At 72.0% G+C, this 16,699-nt stretch carries 18 protein-coding genes; 9 read left to right on the top strand and 9 right to left on the bottom strand.

All coding sequences use genetic code 11. The features are described from left to right. Nucleotides 1–12 precede the first annotated feature (12 nt). Entirely contained in the window at nucleotides 13–1,728 is a 1,716-nt protein-coding gene (locus tag ACW62_RS07320) for an ABC transporter ATP-binding protein (RefSeq protein WP_053203416.1), read from the top strand. Further along, nucleotides 1,725–3,470 (top strand): ABC transporter ATP-binding protein, encoded by a 1,746-nt coding sequence (locus ACW62_RS07325; protein WP_053203417.1) that lies wholly within the window; start codon nucleotides 1,725–1,727, stop codon nucleotides 3,468–3,470. Before ACW62_RS07320 ends, ACW62_RS07325 begins: the two co-directional genes overlap by 4 nt. A gap of 12 nt (nucleotides 3,471–3,482) precedes the next feature. Here the strand turns inward: ACW62_RS07325 and ACW62_RS07330 are convergent, their stop codons facing one another. Both ACW62_RS07330 and ACW62_RS07335 read right to left on the bottom strand, forming a co-directional pair. Beyond that, a complete protein-coding gene (locus ACW62_RS07330) occupies nucleotides 3,483–4,070 on the bottom strand; it encodes a DinB family protein (RefSeq protein ID WP_053203418.1) in 588 nt (195 codons plus the stop codon). Between the two features lie 10 nt (nucleotides 4,071–4,080). Further along, nucleotides 4,081–4,488, bottom strand: coding sequence for a RidA family protein (locus ACW62_RS07335; RefSeq protein ID WP_053203419.1), 408 nt, complete (start codon nucleotides 4,486–4,488; stop codon nucleotides 4,081–4,083). 30 nt (nucleotides 4,489–4,518) lie between these two features. Here ACW62_RS07335 and ACW62_RS07340 point away from each other — a divergent pair, with 30 nt between their 5' ends. Both ACW62_RS07340 and ACW62_RS07345 read left to right on the top strand, forming a co-directional pair. Next, a complete protein-coding gene (locus ACW62_RS07340; RefSeq protein WP_053203420.1) occupies nucleotides 4,519–5,085 on the top strand; it encodes a CGNR zinc finger domain-containing protein in 567 nt (188 codons plus the stop codon). Nucleotides 5,086–5,319: 234 nt separating this feature from the next. After that, nucleotides 5,320–5,604 (top strand): HNH endonuclease, encoded by a 285-nt coding sequence (locus tag ACW62_RS07345; RefSeq protein WP_053203421.1) that lies wholly within the window; start codon nucleotides 5,320–5,322, stop codon nucleotides 5,602–5,604. A 12-nt stretch (nucleotides 5,605–5,616) separates the two neighbouring features. Here the strand turns inward: ACW62_RS07345 and ychF are convergent, their stop codons facing one another. Continuing rightward, nucleotides 5,617–6,690 carry a redox-regulated ATPase YchF gene (gene ychF / locus ACW62_RS07350; protein ID WP_053203422.1) on the bottom strand — a complete coding sequence of 358 codons (1,074 nt, stop codon included), beginning with the start codon at nucleotides 6,688–6,690 and terminating at the stop codon, nucleotides 5,617–5,619. 130 nt (nucleotides 6,691–6,820) lie between these two features. Between ychF and ACW62_RS07355 the strand changes: the two genes are divergently transcribed. Further along, nucleotides 6,821–8,299, top strand: coding sequence for a DNA recombination protein RmuC (locus tag ACW62_RS07355; protein WP_053203423.1), 1,479 nt, complete (start codon nucleotides 6,821–6,823; stop codon nucleotides 8,297–8,299). Nucleotides 8,300–8,516: 217 nt separating this feature from the next. On the opposite strand, the gene ACW62_RS07360 is transcribed toward ACW62_RS07355, so the two are convergent. Further along, nucleotides 8,517–9,083, bottom strand: coding sequence for a TQO small subunit DoxD (locus ACW62_RS07360; RefSeq protein ID WP_053203424.1), 567 nt, complete (start codon nucleotides 9,081–9,083; stop codon nucleotides 8,517–8,519). Between the two features lie 125 nt (nucleotides 9,084–9,208). Continuing rightward, nucleotides 9,209–9,640 carry a pyridoxamine 5'-phosphate oxidase family protein gene (locus ACW62_RS07365; RefSeq protein WP_053203425.1) on the bottom strand — a complete coding sequence of 144 codons (432 nt, stop codon included), beginning with the start codon at nucleotides 9,638–9,640 and terminating at the stop codon, nucleotides 9,209–9,211. A gap of 147 nt (nucleotides 9,641–9,787) precedes the next feature. Here ACW62_RS07365 and ACW62_RS07370 point away from each other — a divergent pair, with 147 nt between their 5' ends. Continuing rightward, entirely contained in the window at nucleotides 9,788–10,240 is a 453-nt protein-coding gene (locus ACW62_RS07370; RefSeq protein WP_053203426.1) for a DUF1707 SHOCT-like domain-containing protein, read from the top strand. Nucleotides 10,241–10,246: 6 nt separating this feature from the next. On the opposite strand, the gene ACW62_RS07375 is transcribed toward ACW62_RS07370, so the two are convergent. After that, the gene (locus tag ACW62_RS07375) at nucleotides 10,247–11,221 is read right to left on the bottom strand and encodes a 4-hydroxy-3-methylbut-2-enyl diphosphate reductase (RefSeq protein WP_053203427.1); all 975 of its coding nucleotides are present in this window, start codon (nucleotides 11,219–11,221) and stop codon (nucleotides 10,247–10,249) included. A 44-nt stretch (nucleotides 11,222–11,265) separates the two neighbouring features. On the opposite strand from ACW62_RS07375, the gene xseA reads away from it, so the two are divergent. Together xseA and ACW62_RS07385 are read left to right on the top strand one after the other, a co-directional pair. Beyond that, nucleotides 11,266–12,486, top strand: a complete 1,221-nt coding sequence (gene xseA, locus ACW62_RS07380) for an exodeoxyribonuclease VII large subunit (RefSeq protein ID WP_053203600.1) — start codon at nucleotides 11,266–11,268, stop codon at nucleotides 12,484–12,486. A gap of 20 nt (nucleotides 12,487–12,506) precedes the next feature. Further along, complete coding sequence (locus ACW62_RS07385; protein WP_053203428.1) at nucleotides 12,507–12,719, top strand: exodeoxyribonuclease VII small subunit; 213 nt, start codon at nucleotides 12,507–12,509, stop codon at nucleotides 12,717–12,719. On the opposite strand, the gene ACW62_RS07390 is transcribed toward ACW62_RS07385, so the two are convergent. From ACW62_RS07390 to ACW62_RS07400, 3 genes are read right to left on the bottom strand one after another with little or no spacing between them, the layout of a single operon-like run. Further along, nucleotides 12,720–13,244, bottom strand: a complete 525-nt coding sequence (locus ACW62_RS07390; protein ID WP_053203429.1) for a hypothetical protein — start codon at nucleotides 13,242–13,244, stop codon at nucleotides 12,720–12,722. Beyond that, nucleotides 13,241–14,362 carry a hypothetical protein gene (locus tag ACW62_RS07395; RefSeq protein WP_053203430.1) on the bottom strand — a complete coding sequence of 374 codons (1,122 nt, stop codon included), beginning with the start codon at nucleotides 14,360–14,362 and terminating at the stop codon, nucleotides 13,241–13,243. Before ACW62_RS07395 ends, ACW62_RS07390 begins: the two co-directional genes overlap by 4 nt. A 39-nt stretch (nucleotides 14,363–14,401) precedes the next feature. Next, complete coding sequence (locus ACW62_RS07400) at nucleotides 14,402–14,938, bottom strand: DUF4245 domain-containing protein (RefSeq protein ID WP_169792008.1); 537 nt, start codon at nucleotides 14,936–14,938, stop codon at nucleotides 14,402–14,404. A gap of 87 nt (nucleotides 14,939–15,025) precedes the next feature. Between ACW62_RS07400 and ACW62_RS07405 the strand changes: the two genes are divergently transcribed. Continuing rightward, on the top strand, nucleotides 15,026–16,696 hold the full coding sequence (locus ACW62_RS07405; RefSeq protein WP_083459388.1) for an SLC13 family permease: 1,671 nt from the start codon (nucleotides 15,026–15,028) through the stop codon (nucleotides 16,694–16,696). Nucleotides 16,697–16,699: the final 3 nt, after the last annotated feature.

Consider the following 16,699-nt stretch of genomic DNA (forward strand, 5'->3'; position numbering starts at 1 on the left):
CTCCGCTGTCTTGTGCGGGCCTTTCCCGATCCGGATCCCGGCGAGCCGAGCCGCTTCACCCCCGGCGGCTACCTGCTCTGGCTGGTCCGCACCCAGCTCGGCATCGTGCTGCTCGGGGCGTTCTACGGCTGTCTCTGGCCGACGGCGCAGGCGCTGATCCCGTACGGGGTCGGCCGGGCGATCGACGACGGGCTCACCGGCCGCGACCGCGGCGACCTGTTGCTCTGGGGCGGCGTGGTGCTGGGACTCGGCATCCTCCAGGGGGCGGCCGCCATCCTGCAGGACCGGTGCGCGCTGACCAACGCGCTCGGGGCGCGGTACCGGACGCTGCAGCTGGTCACCCGGCAGGCGGCCCGGCTCGGCGCGACGCTGCCGCGGAAGTCGTCGGCCGGCGAGGTGCTGAGCGTGGGCGTCTCCGACGTGCAGCAGATCGGCCGGGCGCTGGACCTCAGCTCGCGCGGCATCGGCTCGGCCGTCGCGATCGGCGTGGTGGCCACCATCATGCTCGCGACGTCGTGGCAGCTCGGGCTGGTCGTCCTGGCCGGCGTGCCGATCATGGTGTGGGCCGTCGGTGCGCTGCTGCGGCCGCTGCACGACCGGCAGGCGCGGCTGCGCGAACAGCAGGCGGAACTGAGCGCTCACGCCGTCGACATCGTCGGCGGGCTGCGGGTGCTGCGCGGCATCGGCGGCGAGGAGATGTTCGCCGGCCGCTACCAGACCGAGTCGCAGCGGCTGCGGCACGCGGGCGTCCACGTCGCCCGCGCCGAAGCCGTGCTCGAGGTGGTCCGCATGCTGCTGCCAGGGCTGCTGGTGGCGACGGTCGTCTACCTCGGCGCGCGCCAAGTGCTGGCCGGCGACCTCACCAGCGGCCAGCTGGTCGCGTTCTACGGGTACGCGGTGTTCCTGGCGACGCCGATCCGGCGGATCACGATCTCCGCGGGCGAGGTGATGAAGGCGCTCGTGTCGGCGCGGCGGGTGGTCGACCTGCTGGCGCTGGAGCCGTCGATCGACGGGGGCGGTTCGGCGCCGCTGCCGGACGGGGGCGACCTGGTGGACCCGGCGTCCGGGCTGGTGGTCGGCGGCGGCCGGTTCACCGGGGTGGCGTGCACGTCACCGGCCGACGCCGCAGTGCTGGCCGACCGGCTGGGCCGGTACACGGAGGCCTCGGATGGAGCCGACGTCACCTTCGGCGGGGTGCCGCTGCGCGAGGCAGGGCTCGACGAGGTGCGGCGGCGGATCCACGTGGCGGGCAACGAGGCGCGGCTGTTCGCCGCTCCGCTGCGGTCGGAGCTGACGGCGAACGGGCGGTCCGGCGACGAGCGGGTGCTGGCCGCCGTCGACGTCGCCTCGGCGGCCGACGTGCTCGAGGCGCTGCCCGCCGGGCTGGACACCGTCGTCACCGCGGGCGGCAAGGAGTTCTCCGGCGGCCAGCAGCAGCGGCTCCGGCTGGCCCGGGCCGTGCTGACGGAGTCCGACGTGCTGGTGCTGGTCGAGGCGACGAGCGCCGTCGACGCGCACACGGAGGCCCGCATCGCCGCCCGGCTGGCCGTCGCACGGGCCGGCCGGACCACCGTCGTCTTCGGCACCAGCCCGGTCCTGCTCGACCACGCCGACCGGGTCGTGCTGGTCGACGACGGCGCGGTCGTCGCGGCCGGCACGCACGCGTCGCTGCTGGCCGATCCGCGCTACCGGGCGCTGGTCGCCCGCGAGGAGGGGATGTCACAGTGAGCGGCGGGCTGCCCATCGCCACCGTGCGCGACGTACGCCGGCACGCCCGGCGGCTGGCGCTGCGGCACCGGCGCGAGCTGACCGGCGCCGTCGTGCTGCACGCGCTCGGCGCGACGTCCGGACTGGCCGGCCCGTGGCTGCTCGGTCAACTGGTCCAGGACGTCAGCCGCGGCGTCGACGACGTCACCCGGGTCACCGCGCTGATCTGCGGTTTCGTCATTCTGCAGGCCATGCTGACCGGGCTGGCGAGTTTCGTGTCGGCGCGACTCGGCGAGAAGGTGCTGGCCCGGCTGCGCGAGGAGTTCGTCGACGGCGTCCTGGCACTGCCGCTCGGGACGGTCGAGGAAGCCGGTACCGGCGACCTCATCACCCGCACCACCCGCGACGTCGACCTGCTGGCCCGCGCCGTGCGGTACGCGGTCCCGGCCACGCTGATCAGCTCGATGACGATCGTGCTGACGCTCGGCGGGCTGCTGCTGCTCGGGCCGCTGCTGGCCGCGCTCGCGCTGGTGGGGGTGCCGCTGCTCTGGGCGGCGACGCGCTGGTTCCTCCGCCGGGCCCGCGACGCCTACCTGCGCCAGAACGCGTCCTACTCGCAGCTCGCCGAGGGCCTGTCCGAGACGGTCGACGGCGCCCGGACGGTGGAAGCGCTGCGGCTGGGCGACCGGCGGTTCGCGCGGGTCAACCGCGACATCGCGACGTCGTACTCGGCCGAGCGCTACTCGATGCGGCTGCGCACGGTGTTCCAGCCGACCATCGACGTGGCGTTCGTGCTGCCGGTGGTCGCGACCCTGGTCGTCGGCGGGCTGCTGTACCTCGACGGCCACGCGTCGCTGGCCGCGGTCACCGCCGCGACGCTCTACACCCAGCAACTGCTCGACCCGGTCGACACGCTGCTGTACTGGCTGAACGAGGCGCAGGTCGGCGGCGCGGCGATGGCCCGGCTGCAGGGCGTACGCAAGGCTCCGGTGAACCTCCCGGGTGACCACGCGGTGGCGCAAGCTGACGCCGTCGTCGCCGGGGGGTTCGAGCTGTGCGGGGTGAGCCATGACTACCGGCCGGGCCACGACGTCCTCCACGAGGTCGACCTCACCATCGCGCCGGGTGAGCGGCTCGCCGTCGTCGGGCCGTCCGGCGCCGGGAAGTCGACGCTCGGGAAGCTGCTCGCCGGCATCCACGCTTCGAGGGCCGGCACCATCACCGTCGGCGGCGTGCCGGTCGACTCGCTGCCCCTGGACCGGCTGCGGACCGAGGTCGCGCTGGTCACGCAGGAACATCACGTCTTCCGCGCGACCCTGCGCGACAACGTCAGGCTCGGACGCCCATCGGCGGACGACGCCTCGGTGGAGGCCGCGTTGCGGGCGGTGGACGCGTGGGACTGGGCGTCCGTGCTGGGGCTGGACACTGCCGTGGGTGCGGGCGGGATCGAGCTGTCGCCGGCGCAGGCCCAGCAGCTCGCGCTGGCCCGGCTGGTGCTGGCCGACCCGCACACGCTGATCCTCGACGAGGCGACGTCGCTGCTCGACCCCAGCGCGGCCCGGCACCTGGAGCGGTCGCTGGCCGCGGTGCTGGCCGGCCGGACGGTGATCGCCATCGCGCACCGCCTGCACACCGCCCACGACGCCGACCGGATCGCCGTCATGGAGGCCGGCCGGATCGTGGAGCTGGGCAGCCACGACGAGCTGGTCGCCGCGGGCGGCGCGTACGCGGCGCTCTGGCGGTCGTGGCACGGCCAGGACTGAGGATACTGAGGATCAGGTCCGGTACTGGGCCTCCTCGGCCGTGCGCTTCAGCTTCTCGACGTAGTCGGTCCACCACTGCGCGTCGCGGTCGGGGAGGTTCGACACGCCCTGGCGCAGGCCGATCGCGCCGTCGACGGTCTCGCGGACGATGTCGGCGTGGCCGGCGTGCCGGGCGGTCTCGGCGATCATGTGCACCAGGATCCAGTGCAGCGTGACGGTGTTCCCGTCGGCCGGCCACCACGGCACCGTGCCGGTGTCGTCCAGCGCCAGCGCGTCGATGGTCGCGTCGGCATGCGTGATCGCCCGCTGGTAGAAGCCGGCCACCCACTCTCGCGACTGGTCCACCGTCGCCCAGAGGTCGGCGTTGGCCTCCGCGTCGTCGTCGAGCCAGGGCAGCGGCTCGGGCGCGGGCCGGTCGAAGACGTTGCCGAAGTACTCGTACTCCATGCTGGCGACGTGCTTGACCAGCCCGAGCAGGTTGGTTCCGGTCGGCGTCATCGGCCAGCGGGCGTCCCGCTCGCCGAGCCCGTCCAGCTTCCATCGCAGCGCGTCGCGCTGAGCCTGCAGATAGCGCTTGAGGGTGTCCTTCTCGTCCGGCATGGTGGCGACGCTACCCCGCGGGCGGCACCGCGGCGACGGCCTCGATCTCGACCAGTGCGCCCGGCACGGCCAGGCCCGCGACGAACGCTCCGGTGATGGCCGGCGGGTTCGGCCGCTGCCCCCAGACCTCACCGAACGCGGCGAAGCCCTCCTGCAGCGACGCGCCCTCCTTGGTGAGGATCGTCCACTTCACGACGTCCTCCGGCCTGGCGCCGGCCGCGTCGAGCACCGTCAGCAGGTTGGTGAGCGCCTGCCGGGTCTGACTCGCGATGTCCGGCCCGACGACCTGCCCGCTCGCGTCGACGCCGTTCTGGCCGCCGATGAAGATCAGGTCCGCGCCCGCGGCGACGCGCACGGCCCAGCTGAACGCGGGGTTGGTGTGCATGGACTCGGGGTTGATGTGCGTGATGAGCGTCATGGCGTCAACGTAACCGGTTATAGTGGTTTCATGCAACGCCGCGAGGATCTTCCCCTCTCCGTCCGCGTGCGGTTCCTCACCGGGCGGGTGTCGCTCGACATCACCCACACCGGCGGCGAGGGCGAGTACGCGCGGTGGGAGATCGTCCACACGCCGGGCGACCTCGCCCGCTGGCTCGGCGTCATCCTGTCCGTCGACGGCCTGACCGCCGGTCCGGCCGACCTGGCGGCGATGCGGCCGGTGCGCGCCGCGATCACGGACGCCGCCCGGTCACTGGCCGTCGGCGGTTCGGTCCGGGCCTCCGACGTCGCGACGATCAACGCGGCGGCGGCCGTGCCCCCGCTGGTGCCCACGCTGGGCGCCGTCGGCGCGGGTGTCGGCTACGCGGCCCCGACGACGGCCGCCGCGCTGTCGTCGATCGCGCGGGACGCGATCGACCTGTTCGCCGGTCCGCTGGCCACACGTATCCGCGTCTGTGCGTCCGAGACCTGCGGACTCCTGCTCGTCGACACGTCCCGGCCCGGGAAGCGGCGGTGGTGCTCGATGCAGCGCTGCGGCAACCTCGCGAAGGTCCGCGCCCATCGTGGGCGCGCGTGACGGCGGGTGCGGCCATGGCACGCTGGTGCGGCTATGCTGGGTGCTGCCGGCGGAGGTGCTTCCACCACCAGTGATGCCGGTTGGCCGCGACGCAGTCCCACACCGGTGCTGCGTCGCGGTCATTTTTGTCCACCTCCGCGCGTGCTCCCAGGTCGGCGCGGTGTCCGGCCGTACGCTCGGAGCGTGCCGTCCCGCAGCCGAGCCGCGACCCATGCGCGTCGCCGGAAGCGCCGCATGGGCAAGGTGGAGCACGACCTGACCGACGCCCAGTGGGCGGCGCTGATCGCCGCCTGGGGCGGCTGCGCCTACTGCGGCGCCGACGACGGCCAGCTGCAGAAGGACTGCATGCTGCCCATCTCGCGGGGCGGCCGCTACACGCTGGCCAACGTGGTGCCGGCCTGCCGCTCGTGCAACGCCAGCAAGTGCAACGCCGAGGTCACCACGTGGATGCGCCGCAAGAAGCTGGACGAACAGGCCTTCCTCGTCCGGCAGGTCGAGATCGTCCGAACCGAGGCGTAGACGAGATCTGCCTCAGACGTTGAAGCGGAACTCGACGACGTCGCCGTCGGCCATGACGTAGTCCTTGCCCTCCATGCGCACCAGGCCCTTCGCGCGCGCCTCCGTCATCGAGCCGGTCGCGACCAGGTCGTCGAAGGAGACGACCTCGGCCTTGATGAAGCCCTTCTGGAAGTCGGTGTGGATGACGCCGGCTGCTTCGGGGGCGGTGGCGCCCTTGCTGATGGTCCAGGCGCGCGCTTCCTTGGGACCGGCGGTGAGGTAGGTCTGCAGGCCCAGTGTGTCGAACCCGACCCGGGCCAGCATGTCGAGGCCGGACTCCTCCTGGCCCATCGACTGCAGCAGCTCCAGCGCCTCGACGTCGTCCAGCTCGGACAACTCGGCCTCGATCTGGGCGTCGAGGAAGATCGCCTCGGCGGGCGCGACCAGCGCGCGCAGCTCGGTCTTGAGGGCGTCGTCGGAGAGCTCCTCGTCGTCCATGTTGAAGACGTAGAGGAACGGCTTGGCGGTGAGGAGGTGCAGCTCGCGCAGCGGCTCGAGGTCGAGGCCGGCGGCGAAGACGGTCTGCCCGCCGTCGAGGATCGCCTTGGCCCGCTCGACGGCGGCGACGGTCTCCTGCTTGTCCTTGGCCATCCGCGCCTCCTTGACCAGGCGCGGCAGGGCGTTCTCGATGGTCTGCAGGTCGGCGAGGATCAGCTCGGTGTTGATCGTCTCGATGTCGGCCTTCGGCTCGACCCGGCCGTCGACGTGGACGACGTCGGGGTCGTTGAAGACGCGGATGACCTGGCAGATCGCGTCGGCCTCGCGGATGTTGGCGAGGAACTTGTTGCCCAGGCCCTGCCCCTCGGACGCGCCCTTCACGATGCCCGCGATGTCGACGAAGCTGACGGTGGCGGGGAGCTGGCGGGCGGAGCCGAAGATCTCGGCCAGTGTGCCGAGCCGCGGATCGGGCACGCCGACGACGCCGACGTTGGGCTCGATGGTGGCGAACGGGTAGTTCGCGGCCAGCACGTCGTTCTTCGTCAGGGCGTTGAACAGCGTGGACTTGCCGACGTTGGGCAGGCCGACGATGCCGATGGTGAGACTCACAGGTGCCAAGGGTACGTGGCCCGGCGGCCGGCGACGAAGCGGATCTTGAAGTGCGACGAAAGCCCTGTTCCGGGCCGGTTCCCGCCGCGCCTCCCCGACTTTGTCGGAGGCTCCCGGCAAAGTAGCCCCCATGAACGTCTCCAGCGTCCTCGTCGCCCTCGTCGCCCTCCTCCTGGGCGGCGTCGTGGGCGCGCTGCTCGTCCGCGTCCGCACGGCCGGCGCCGCCGCCACGGTGTCCGCCGAGCGCGACGCCGCGCGGGCCGAGCTGGACTCCGTCCGGCGCGAGAAGCACGACCTCCAGGCCGAGCGCGAGGTCGACCGCGAGCGCATGCTCGACGCCCAGGCCGAGCAGACCCGGCTGGAGACCGAACTGGCGCACGCGCGCAGCAGCGGCGAGGAGAAGCTGGCCATGCTCCGCGCCGAGCAGGAGCGGCTGACGCAGGAGTTCCAGCGGCTGTCCACCGACGCGCTGCGGCAGAACCGCGCCGACTTCCTGGAGCTGGCGACGGAGCAGTTCAAGGGCTCGGAAGAGCGGGTCAAGACCGAGCTCGAGCACCGCCGGCTGGCCGTCGAGGCCATGGTGCGGCCGCTGAACGACCAGCTGGAGAAGGTCACCGACCACGCGAACCAGCTGGAGAAGGCGCGGGCCACCGCCTACGGCGAGCTGCGCACCCAGGTCGAGACCATGGGCAAGAGCTCCGACCAGCTGCGGCTCGAGACCCAGCAGCTGGTCACGGCGTTGCGCGCGCCGCAGGTGCGCGGCCGGTGGGGCGAGCTGCAGCTGCGCCGGGTGGTCGAGGCGGCCGGCATGGTCGAGCACGTCGACTTCGCCGAGCAGGCCACCGCCGACACCTCCGACGGCAAGCTGCGCCCCGACCTCCTGGTCAACCTCGCCGGCGGCAAGAAGGTCGTCGTCGACGCGAAGGTGGCGTTCAACGGCTACCTCGAGGCGATGGAGGCCCGCGACGAGGCGACGCGCGACAAGCGGCTGGCGGCGCACGCCCGGCACCTGAAGACGCACATCGACCAGCTGGCCGGCAAGCGGTACTGGGAGCAGTTCACCCCCACGCCCGAGTTCGTGGTCATGTTCGTGCCGTCCGACGTGTTCCTCAACGCCGCCATGGAGCGGGATCCCACGCTGTTCGAGCACGCCTTCGAGCGCAACGTCGTCATCGCGACGCCGTCGACGCTGGTCGCGCTGCTGCGCACGGTCGGCTACACCTGGCGGCAGGAGGCGCTGGCGCAGAACGCGCAGGACGTGCTGGACCTCGGCCGCGAGTTGCACTCCCGGCTGGCGACCATGGGCGGTCACCTGGCCCGGCTCGGCCGCCAGCTCGACGGCGCGGTCAAGGCCTACAACGACGGTGTCAGCTCGCTGGAGAGCCGGGTCCTGGTCAGCGCCCGCAAGATGGCCGACCTCAAGGTCGTCGACGAGGAGTTGGAGGCGCCGCCGCAGGTCGAGCGGGCCGCCCGGCAGCTGCAGGCGCCCGAGATGGTCGACGACGCGCTCATCGCGCTCGAGGACATCCAGGTCGACCCCCGGTTCGGCCTCGGCCCGGCCAAGGGCTCGGGCGGATCGCGCCGGCGGCGCAGCGGCACCGACGGCTGACGCCCGGCCGGCGGCGACCGGCCGGCCGCGACGGGGTGGAGACGAGTACCAGCGCAACCGGGGACGGACGCCGCGGCGGCGTCCGTCCCCGGTGCGGCGCGGCCTTGGTCGCCGCATGGTGTCCCGGCGGCGAGCTCGGCACAGCGGCGGGCGGCGGGCCGTGACATGGATCCGCGCCGGACCCCGTAGGACCCGGCGCGGTAGGACGGTCAGCGGCTCAGACGAGCCAGCGGTTCTTCTGCACCAGCGGGAGGCGTTCCCAGAGCCGGCCCAGTCCGAGGTAGCGGCCCGAGAAGGTCAGCGCCAGCACGATCAGCATCAGCGCCTCGGTGATGTGCTCGTCCATGAACGGGTTGGTGTCCAGCGGCAGCGACGCCATGTACATCATGGCGAGCATCAGCACGCCGGCGACGGCCGCGACCCGCACGCCGATGCCGAGCATCAGCGCCAGCCCGATGCCGAGCAGGCCGATCATGAACAGCCAGTCCACCCAGGTGTTGCCGGCGAGGTCTTCGAAGAAGCCCTTGAACGGGCCCTCGACGCCGGACAGGAAACCGGTGGTCGGGCTGCCGCCGTCGATCCAGGCGTTCTCGCTCGGGGTCGCGTAGCCGAGGCCGAACGTCTTGTCGAGGAACGCCCAGAGGAAGGTCCAGCCCAGGGCCAGCCTCAGCAGGCCCAGAACGTACTGGAGCGCGACCGGACGAACGTCGGGGGTAGCGGCGCCGACGACGGGCTCGGGCCCCGTGTTCCTGATCGGCGCATCGTGGCTGCTGGACGTGGTCATCGTCCCGTCCCTTTCTGGGAGTGTCGCCGGCCTCTCCGGCGCTGATTCCAGTCCATCGCGACGGGGGTGCAGGGCGCTGCGGGCGTTGGTCGTCAGTCGATGGGACGTTGGTCCTGAAGCGCAGGTCAGAGCGCGGCCGGACGGCGGATCCGGCGGCCCCGGACGATCTCGGGGACGATGCGGATGTAGTGCGGCCGCTCGCCCAGCGCCCACGGCGTCAGCCCCAGCCTCGCCAGCTCGCGTCGCTCGGTCTCGTCGGAGACCGCCTCGGCCCGCCCGACCAGCACCACCGACCACCCGGCCAACGCGTCCTCGTCGTACTGGTCGGCCTCGAACGCGACGACGGCGGACCGGGTCGCGGCGGCCAGCTTCGAGCCCATCCCGGTCCGGATGATCACGTCGTCGCCGTCGAGGACGAAGTTCACCGGCTGGATCGCCGGCAGCGCGGCCTCGGTGAACACGATGCGCCCGATCGGGACCGTCCGCAGCAGCGCGAAGCAGTCCGACCGGCCGAGGTTCTCGAGGCCGGGGGAATCGGCACGGGCAAGCGCGTCCACACCTTCAGATTCCACAGACCGGACCCGGGCGGCCAGGGACCAAGGTCCCACCGCGTGTGCCGGAAGTCCGCCGTGGGGGTCCAGGTGATCGGTCCGGCCCGGTTCCGGTCGTATTCTTGCTCGGACACACGAGAGGAGAACGCCGGGATGAGCGACCTGCCCGCGCGGCGGCCGGAACAGCGGGCGAGCGACGACGATCGCGAGCTGGTGGCCGAGGACCTGCGCGACGCCTTCGGGGAGGGCCGGCTCGACAACGACGAGTACGAGCGCCGCATCCAGGCGGTGTGGGAGTCGCGCACCTACGGCGACCTCGACCGGCTCACGGCCGACCTGCCGCAGCCGCTGCAGCGCGAGCGCCGTCAGGCCGAGGAAGAGGAGCAGAAGGCCGTCGTCGAGCGGAAGAAGCGCGAGCTGCGCGAGTACATCGACGAGTGGCAGGGCTGGGCCGGCGGCGCCGTCATCATGATCGGCATCTGGGGCATCAGCAGCATCGCGTCGGGCGAGCTGCAGCGGTTCTGGCCCATCTGGCCGCTCGGCATCTGGGGGCTGATCCTGCTGATCGCCGGCCTCGGCGGCAGCAAGGACAAGAAGAAGAGCTGACCGCCGTCAGTCGGAGGTCGCCGACGTCCTGAGATCGCGGCGCAGCTCGCGCGGCAGCGAGAAGATCAGCGACTCCTCGGTGGTGCGGTGCTCCTCGACGGTCGGGTAGCCGCGCTCCCCCAGCCAGGCGACGACGCCGGCGACGAGATCCTCGGGTACCGACGCGCCGCTGGTGAGGCCCACCGTCGACACCCCGGACAGCCATGCCTCGTCGATCTCGGACGCGTTGTCGATGCGGTAGGCGGCGTCGGCGCCGGCGTCGAGGGCGACCTCGACCAGCCGCACCGAGTTGGACGAGTTGGCCGAGCCGACCACCAGCACCAGCTCGGACTCGGCCGCGACCTCCTTGATGGCGACCTGGCGGTTCTGGGTGGCGTAGCAGATGTCGTCGCTGGGCGGGCTGATCAGCGCCGGGAACCGCTCGCGCAGCTTGCCGACGGTCTCGTAGGTCTCGTCGACCGACAGCGTGGTCTGCGACAGCCACACCACCCGGGAGGGATCGCGGACCTGCACCTTGTCGACGTCGTCGGGGCTCTCGACCAGCTGGATGTGCTCGGGCGCCTCGCCCGCGGTGCCCTCGACCTCCTCGTGCCCGTTGTGGCCGATGAGCACGATGTCGAGGTCGTCCTTGGCGAACCGGCGGGCCTCGTTGTGCACCTTGGTGACCAGCGGGCAGGTGGCGTCGATGGTGCGCAGCCCGCGCTCGCCGGCTTCGGCGTGCACCATGGGCGACACTCCGTGCGCGGAGAAGACGACGAGCGCACCCTCGGGCACCTCGGACAGCTCCTCGACGAAGACGGCGCCGCGCTCTTCGAGCGTCTCGACGACGTGCTTGTTGTGCACGATCTGTTTGCGGACGTAGACCGGCGGGCCGTAGTGGTCGAGCGCCTTCTCGACGGTGACGACGGCGCGGTCGACACCCGCGCAGTAGCCCCGCGGGGCGGCCAGGAGCACTCGTCCCGAATCAGTCATGTCTCCCATGGTAGGCGCGCGCCTAGTCGGAGCCAGCAGGTACGGTGCCCATCGTGGCCCTCGACACCTCCCCGGAGAAGCCCGCCCCGGTCCGCGTCATCTCCCAGCTGATCGGCCAGTGGGTGGCCCGGCTCGGCCCGGTCTGGGTCGAGGGCCAGGTCGCGCAGTACTCCCGCCGTCCGGGCACGTCGACGGCGTTCCTCACGCTGCGCGACCCGCACGCCGAGGTGTCGGTGACCGTCACCTGCCCGGTCGGCCTGCTGGACACGCTGGAGGCGCCGCTGGCCGAGGGCGCCCGCGTCGTCGTGCACGCGAAGCCGTCCTGGTACTTCACCCGCGGCACGTTGTCGCTGGCCGCCGACCAGCTGCGCACCGTCGGGCTGGGCGACCTGCTGGCGCGGATCGAGCGGCTGCGGAAGATCCTGGCCACCGAGGGGGTGTTCGCCGACGCGCGCAAGCGGCCGCTGCCGTTCCTCCCGCGGGTAGTCGGGCTGATCTGCGGGCGCGACTCGAAGGCCGAGCACGACGTGCTGGAGAACGCGCGGCGGCGCTGGCCGGGGGTGCGGTTCCGGGTCGAGCCGGTCGCGGTGCAGGGGTTGAACGCCGTCAGCCAGGTCATGGACGCGCTGCGGGTGCTCGACCGCGACCCCGAGGTCGACGTCGTCGTCATCGCCCGCGGCGGCGGGTCGGTCGAGGACCTGCTGCCATTCTCCGACGAAGCGCTGGTCCGGGCGGTCGCGGCGGCGGCGACGCCGGTGGTCAGCGCGATCGGGCACGAGGCCGACACCCCGCTGCTGGACCTCGTCGCCGACGTGCGCGCGTCGACGCCGACCGACGCGGCGAAGCGGGTGGTGCCCGACGTTCTGGAGGAGGCCGAGCGGGTGGGCCGGGCGCGCGAGCGCATCCGGTCCGCCGTCCGGCACCGGCTCGACCGCGAGCGGCACGGCCTCGACTCGCTGCGGTCCCGCCCGGCGCTGGCCGACCCGCAGCACGGCCTGCGGCTGCGCGCGTCCGAACTGGACGCCCTCGTGCAGCGGGCCCGGCGCACCGTGCGGCACGCGCTGGACCGCGCCGCCGTCGAGGTCGACCACACCCGAGCCCGCATCCGGGCGCTGTCGCCGGCCGCGACGCTGGAGCGCGGCTACGCCGTCGTGCAGAAGGACGACGGTACCGTCGTGCGCCAGCCCGCCGACGTCACGGCCGGCGACCACGTGCGGCTGCTGGTGACGGGCGGCGAGATCGCGGCCACGGTCGACGGTTCCTCGCCGGCCTGACGCTGGTAGGTTGGCTGTCCATGCAGGCCGCCGAACCCACCTACGAACAGGCCCGCGACGAGCTCATCCAGATCGTCGCGAAGCTCGAGGCCGGCGGCACCACGCTGGAGGAGTCGCTGGCGCTGTGGCAGCGCGGCGAAGAGCTGGCCGCCCTGTGCGAGCGCTACCTCGACGGCGCCCGCGCCAAGCTCGACGCCGCCAGCGCCGCGGCTGCCGACTCCAGCGAAAGCTGATCACACCTCGCCGTCGTACGGCGTGCGCCTGCCCTCCGCGGTGAGCCGGGCCAGCCGGTCCCGGTAGTCCGCCGGCGCCGGCCTGGCAAACCCGCCACGCCGGATCTCGGCATGCGTCAGCCCACGCTGCGCCAGCCAGGCGCGCTCCCCCTCCGTGGCGTCGTCTTCGCTCTCACCCACGGCGTACTCGATGTAGGGCGTCTCTCGCGGATGACCCCAGTCCTCGGCCGAGACGGGGTACGGGTCGTCCGGCACGGGCTCGGGCCCGAAAAGGTCATACCAGAGATTGCGCAACCACTCGTCGTTCAGCCACTGGTGATCGCGCTTGCTCATCGGGGTGTCCGACGAGTCGCGGATGTGCGCCGCCAGTTCCGCCTTGAACGCGGCGAGCTGCCCACTCCGATCAGGCTCGCTCTGCCACTTCGCGACCGATTCGCATCCCTCGGTGTAGCTGTCCGGGTAGCTGTCAACGCCGGTGAACCAGTTTCCGAGGATGCGGTCATAGTTGCGGGTCGTCTCTGTCACGAGGTCGTGCTCCTCAGCCGGGTGAACTTCTCATCTGGGACGCCGGTCGGATAGCAGGTCACCATCAGCCACGCGCCGGAGTCGGCCCTGTCGAGGATCATGGCAGCTCCAGCGTCCTCTCCTTCGGCGATCTGGTCAGTCCGGACGATCGGCATCGGTCCTCCTCCGGCTTTCATGGTGTCCTTCCGAGCATCCTTCCAGTGACGCGCCATCTCAGGCGTGGATGTACCCGCACCACGGAACCCGGTCGTGTCACCGGGCTCGAGGCCAGCGACGTCGGCAGGTACGAAGATCCGCGCACGGCCCATGCTGGCCTGTTCCTCGAGGTAGGCGTGCAGGCCGGCGAGCGTCCCGCCACAGTGCGCCAACAGGGCGTTGACTGGCTTGGCCAGTGACTTCACCGTCGTGAACTTCCCGGCAACGTGGCCGAGACCGTGTTTGGTGCGCACCCTGCCGTCGGCGTCGCGCAGCCAGGAGTTCTTGGCGTCGCTGCGGCCCATGGGGTCCTTCTTCCAGCTGACGCGGGCCATCAACGCCTCGTCCGGTACGTCGGGACCATGCAACTGAACGGCGTGGCCGCGCGGATGGCAGACCATCGCCAGGATGTCCTCGCGCACGGACTCGTCGAACGCCGAACGCAGCCCGGCGGCCACCGAGAGCGGGATCGCGTTGACCGTGGGCACGCGCTCGGCCACCTCGGACGGCTGCCGCTCGTCGACGGCAGCGTCGGCGACGAGGTCGCGGACGTAGTCGCGGCCGGGTCCCGCAGGGAAGGACGCCACGACGGCGTCGGGACCGGAGCCGAGAACGGCCAGGGTGACAGGGCCCGGTACGCCGGTCAGCAGCGCCACCAACGCGCCCGCCTCGTCGGCGAAGACCCGCGCCAACCCGGCCAGCGAGTCCGCGGCCGCCGTCAGGCCTAGGGCCACCAGCGGCGGCACCTGCTCGGCCACCGCCACACCCTCCGGGCGCGCGCCACTCGCCGCCCGGGCCACCACGGCCGCCTGCGACCGCGCTTGGTCCAGCGGCGCCGCGCTGCTGCGATCGAGATCCAGCCAGGCGTCGAGCAATCCGGTCAGCGCCCGCCGGACCGGCCCGCTGCCGTCATCGCCCGCCACACCATCGAAGGTGCCGGCTGCCCACCCGCTGTGACACCGTCAGCGCAGCAGCCGCACGAAGTCCTCGAGCTTCTCGTAGGAGACAGTGCCGCGGACGATGGTCATCGCGCCGCCGTCGACGCGGACGAGGGCGCGGTCGGGCTGGTCGTCGTCCTCGAGGAGGCGTTCCCAGGTGACGCCGTCGATGGTGCTCTCGCCGTCGGCGGCGAAGTCGGCCAGGCGGTCGTCGCGGTAGCTCTGGATCTCGCCGTCGGTCTGCTCCAGGCCGACGAACGCGTCGCCCTCACCGATGAGGAAGCCCAGCTTCCAGCGGTCGCCGGACTCTTCCTGGGCGAAGTCGACGCTGGTGGCGCGCCAGCCGTCGGGGACGGGCTCCGGCGCGAGCACGGGGTACCCGTACTCCGCACGGGCGACGGCGAGCGCCGGCTGGTAGTCGACGGGGTCGGGCAGCCGCGGATCGGAGTCGCTAAGCAGGTTGAACACGATCGCGATCGCGGCGATCACGCCCGCCAGGACGCCGACGCTGCGCAGGATGTCGCCCAGCGAGGGGTTGCCGCGAGTCGAGGTGGCTGCCACGTACTCCATCGTCCCAGGACGCCGCCCACGACGGCGCGGCGGCCCCACCCGATCGGTGTACTCAAGTTACGCAACGGTGACACGTCGATGTGGGCTGGATCACACTCGGGCGTCAACCGACCACCCCCGCGAGAGGAGCCGCACGTGTCCGTCATCGACCGGCCGACACCGCCGCCGCCCACCGACGTCGACAAGGCGTTCCTCGGCCACGCCACCTACCGCAGCCTCGGCGAGCAGCAGCTGAGCCCGACCGAGGAACGCTTCGAACGCGGCCGCCGCACCGCCGGCCTGTTCCTGGCCCCACTGGTCACGATCATCGCGCTGCTGCTGCCGCTCGGCCTGGACGACCAGCAGCACACGCTCGCGGCGATCCTGCTCGGCGTCATCGTCCTCTGGGTCACCGAACCGGTGCCGATCCCGATCGGCGGGTTCATCGGCATCGGCGCGATCGTGCTGCTCGGCGTCGTGCCGGCGGCGGAGGCGCTGGCGCCGTTCGGATCGCCGACGGTGTTCACGTTCATCGGCGCGTTCATCCTGGCGCAGGCGATGCTCAAGCACGGCCTCGCCAAACGGTTCGCGATGTGGATGCTCAACCTGCCCGGCGTCGGCTCGTCCACCACGCGGGTCATCATCGTGTTCGGGCTGATCACCTGCCTGCTGTCGGCGTTCGTGTCGAACACGGCGACGGTGGCGATGCTGCTGCCGACGGCGATCGGCATCCTCACCGTCATCGCGAAGCTGCTGCAGGCGAAGGGGCTGGTCGCGCAGGACTTCGACCCACTGCGGCTGCGCGTCGGCGCGGCGCTGATGCTGATGCTCGCGTACGGGGCCAGCGTCGGCGGGTTGCTGACGCCGGTCGGGTCGCCGCCGAACCTGATCGGCCGCGGGCTGATCGAGGAGGCGACCGGCGAGACCATCTCGTTCCTCGACTGGATGATGCTCGCACTGCCGATCTGCGCACTGATGTTCGTCGCGCTGGCCATCGTCCTGCTGCTGCTCAACCGGCCCGAGATCAAGCACCTCGAGGGCGTCGCGGAGTGGGTGGCGACGGAGAAGGCGGCGCTCGGCCGGTTCTCGCAGGCGGAGAAGAACACGCTGATCGCGTTCAGTGTGACGGTCACCCTGTGGATCTTCCCGGGCGTCATCGCGGTCGTGGCCGGCACCGACTCCGAGCTGTACGGCACCGTCAGCGGCCGACTGAACGAGGGCATCGTCGCCGTCGTCGGCGCGGCGCTGCTGTTCCTGCTGCCCACCGACTGGAAGCGGCGCGAGTACACGCTGCGCTGGAGCGACGCCGCCCGGATCGACTGGGGCACCGTGGTGCTGTTCGGCACCGGCATCATCTTCGGCTCGCTGCTGGAGTCGACCGGCCTGGCCGAGACGATCGGCAGCGGCGCCTTCGATTCCATGGGCCTGACCAGCACGTTCGCCATCACCGCGTTCGCAGTGCTGCTGGCGATCGTGATCTCGGAGACCACCAGCAACACCGCCGCGGCCGCCGTCGTCGTGCCGATCATCATCCCGATCGCGGTCGCCGCGGGCGTCAACCCGTTCGTACCGGCGCTGGCCGCCACGTTCGGCGCGTCGTTCGGGTTCATGCTGCCGGTGTCGACGCCGCAGAACGCGATCGTCTACGGGTCCGGCGTCGTGCCGATCACCAAGATGATCCGCTCCGGCGTCTCGTTCGACGTGCTCGGCGCGATCCTGATCCTGCTGCTGCTCCCGGTCATGGTGAGCGTGCTCGGGCTGGGCGGGTGACGA

Origin of the sequence: Jiangella muralis (genome assembly GCF_001270745.1) — a bacterium.
Lineage (GTDB): Bacteria > Actinomycetota > Actinomycetes > Jiangellales > Jiangellaceae > Jiangella > Jiangella muralis.